The organism is Leucobacter sp. M11 (genome assembly GCF_035726885.1).
In the GTDB taxonomy this organism is placed as follows: domain Bacteria; phylum Actinomycetota; class Actinomycetes; order Actinomycetales; family Microbacteriaceae; genus JAPFRB01.
Genome location: NZ_JAPFRB010000003.1, coordinates 282,456 through 285,410, shown reverse-complemented (window position 1 = coordinate 285,410; position 2,955 = coordinate 282,456). Strand labels below are relative to the sequence as shown.

The following is a 2,955-nucleotide window of genomic DNA, read 5'->3' as shown; positions in this document are numbered from 1 at the left end:
TATGCCCTCTGGCAGGCCTTCCGGGCCGATGACGAGCTGTGGGTGGCCTCGGACGAGGTCTAAGGCACCCGCGACCCCAGCGTCACCACGGGACCCGGCTTCGGCCGGGTCCCGTTCTCTTTTCCCCGAGCCGCGCACGCCAGCACGGCAGCGTCGCGCACCGCCAGAGTTCCACGCCGCCAGAGAGCGTCGGACACCGCCGCCGGCACGCACAGCCGTTGGCACACGGGGGCACGGGCGCACCCGGGGGCGGGGCAGCCCACCGGCTGCCCCGCCCCCGGGTTTCGACCCGCGCCTAGCCGAGCGGATCGCCGGGCGTCTCCTGCGGCTCCGCCGGGTTTCGGCCCGCGGCGCGGCGGCGGGCGAGCCAGATCAGGGCCGCCCCGGCAAGGAGGACCCCGGATCCGCCGAGCACCCAGGGCAGCGGGCTCGCGCCGCCGGTCTCACCCAGCGGAGGCTGCGTGACCCCGGGGGGCGTGGTGGGCGGGGTCACGGGGGGTGCGACCGGGTTCTGGGTGCAGCGCTCCGACTCCGGCTCACAGGTCGTCGGCGGCTTCTCCCCCGACTCCAGGAGCACGTTCGCCAGGAGTCCGTTCCCCTGCTCTGCCGCGTCGCGCACCGTCACCGAGTAGCGCACGGTCTCGACCGCGCCCCCGGCGAGCGTCCCCGAAATCCGGAGCTCGTTCTGCTCCGGTCCCTCGGCGCGCAGCGCCCCGGTGGCCACCGGGGCCGCGACCAGATCGGCGTCGTCAAGCACGTCCGTGAGGTCGTCCACGGCGCTGACGACCGCGGCCCCAGCCCCCACGTTCCGGAAGGTGAGCGTGTAGCGCAGGGTGTCCCCGGCCGAGACGGTCGTGCCGCTCGCGGGATCGACGGCCTTCGTTGCGACAATCTCGCCGACCGGGTTGACGGTGCACGTCCCGGTCTCCGGGTCACAGACCGTGGGCGGCTCCGTGCCGGGCTTCAGCACGACGTTCGCCAACACGTGATCGCCGCGCTCGGCCGCGGTCAGGACGCGAACCGTATAGGACACGGTGGCCTCCGCCCCGGCGTCCAGGCTGCCCCCGATGACGAGACGTTCGCCGTCCAGGGCGGCCGTCACCCCGCCCGAGGTCACGGTCGGACCCTCGGTGAGCACCGCATCATCAAGGACCCCGCTCAGCAGGTCCTCGTATGCGACGGTTCCCGAAGCGGTGCCCGTGTTCCGGAAGAGCAGGGAGTAGGTGACCGTCTGCCCCGGGGCGACCACGGAGCCGCTCTCCGGGTCAACCGACTTCTCCGCAGAAATCAGGGGCACGGGGTGCCAGGTGCACCCCGTGTCGCCGGGCTCGCAGACCGTCGGTGGCTCCGTGCCCTCGGCAACGAGCACGTTCGCCAGGAGGTTGTTGCCCCCCTGGGCACGCTCGGCGTCGGGCCGCACCCGAACCGTGTAGTCCACGCTCGCCTCTGCCCCGGCCGCGAGCTGACCGGCAATGACGATGTCATCGCCGACCAGGGTCGCGGTCACTCCCTCGCCCGATACCGTTGGGCCCGCGATGAGCTCGGCGTCGTCGAGGACATCGCTCAGCGAGTCCCGGTGGGCGACCGGCCCCGGCGCGGTGCCGGAGTTGCGGAAGCTCAGGGAGTAGGTGATCTCCTGCCCCTCGCTCACCGTCTCCCCGGAGGCGGGCGTCGCCCGCTTCTCGGCCTCGATATTCGGCACGGGGTGCACCGTGCAGTTCGGGGTCTCCGGGGCGCAGGTGATCGGCGGTTCCTCGCCGTCCGCGAGGATCGCGTTCGCCAGGGAGTGGTTGCCCTCCCGCTCGCGGTCCGCGTCAGGCTTCACCCGAACCGTGTAGCTCACGGTGACCTCCCCGTCGCTCTGGCGAAGCTCCCCGGTGAGGCGGAGTACCTCCGCGCCGGGGGCGTCCGTGTAGCTCAGGTGGAGCGGCGCACCGCTGACCGTCGGGGGCGTGACCATCTCCGCGTCGTCGAGGACATCGACGAGCGAATCGGAGTGCTTCACAAAGGCCGATGCCGGGCCGTAGTTCCGGAAGTGCAGCGTGTAGGTGACCTCCTGGCCCGCACTCACGGCCTCCCCGGAGGCCGGATCAGCGGTCTTCCAGACGTCCAGGTCCGGCATCACCGCCGGGTGATCGGTGCACCGCGGGTTCTCGGGCAGGCACACGCCGGGCAGGAGTCCCGCATCCCACTCGGCCCCGGTGAGCAGGAAGTTCTGCATCCGTTCCCCGTGGGGCAGCTCGGGATTGAGCCGGAAGGTGTAGGTCACCGTGACCTGCTGCCCGGCGGCCAGGTCCCCCGTGACCCGGAGCAGCTCCGGGTCGGCGGGATCGAGGGCCGCGGTGAGCGCGGGATCGGAGACCGTCACGTCGCCCTGTTGCGTCGCCTGATCAACGATCTTGGTGAGCACATCGACGAAGTCGACCGGCCCGGCCGCGTCGCCCGCGTTCGTGAAGGTCAGCGCGTAGGTGACCTCCTCGCCCGCGAGCAGCACGGTGCCGGGGGCCGGGTCCGAGGTCTTTGTCGCGGAGATATCCGGCTGGTGCACCGGGTGTTCGGTGCAGTGCTCGTCCTCAGGCAGGCACTCGCCCGGCGGGGTCGTGCCGGTCTCCACGACCACGTTGCCGAGCAGGTCGTCGCCCCGCTCGCCGTCCTTCTTGACGGTGACCTGGTAGCGAACGGTGACGGTGTCACCCGCGGCCAGGTCGCCCACGACTCGGATCTTCGCGCCGGTCCGCGTCGCGGTCAGCGCGCCGCTCGGGTCCGCGACCGGCTCCTTCGTGATTCCCGCATCGTCGAGGACCCCGCTCAGGTCGTCGGTCCAGTCCACCGCGCCGACCGCGCCCCCGCTGTTGGTGAAGGTGAGGGTGTAGTCCACCGCCTGCCCGGCGATCACCGGCTGGCCGTCCGCCGGGTTCGAGGTCTTCTGCACGGAGACATCGGCACCGAGCACAG

Annotated in this window: 1 protein-coding gene; it reads right to left on the bottom strand. The window is 72.0% G+C overall.

The features are described from left to right. Positions 1–295: 295 nt before the first annotated feature. On the bottom strand, positions 296–2,955 hold a 2,660-nt coding region (locus OOT08_RS09645; protein ID WP_442916214.1), incomplete at its 5' end, for a DUF7927 domain-containing protein.